General features: G+C 57.8%; 1 rRNA gene. It reads left to right on the forward strand.

Annotated features, from left to right (window positions below):
• Nucleotides 1–55: 55 nt before the first annotated feature.
• A 23S ribosomal RNA gene (locus AA75_RS28200) occupies nt 56–332 on the forward strand; the annotation flags it as partial.

Consider the following 332-nt stretch of genomic DNA (forward strand, 5'->3'; position numbering starts at 1 on the left):
GAGGGTGGGTGTCTGGTCGTTGTTTGAGAACTGCACAGTGGACGCGAGCATCTGTGGCCAAGTTTTTAAGGGCGCACGGTGGATGCCTTGGCACCAGGAACCGATGAAGGACGTGGGAGGCCACGATAGTCCCCGGGGAGCCGTCAACCAGGCTTTGATCCGGGGGTTTCCGAATGGGGAAACCCGGCAGTCGTCATGGGCTGTCACCCATACCTGAACACATAGGGTATGTGGAGGGAACGCGGGGAAGTGAAACATCTCAGTACCCGCAGGAAGAGAAAACAACCGTGATTCCGGGAGTAGTGGCGAGCGAAACCGGATGAGGCTAAACC

The organism is Kitasatospora sp. MBT63 (assembly GCF_000710465.2).
GTDB lineage: Bacteria > Actinomycetota > Actinomycetes > Streptomycetales > Streptomycetaceae > Kitasatospora.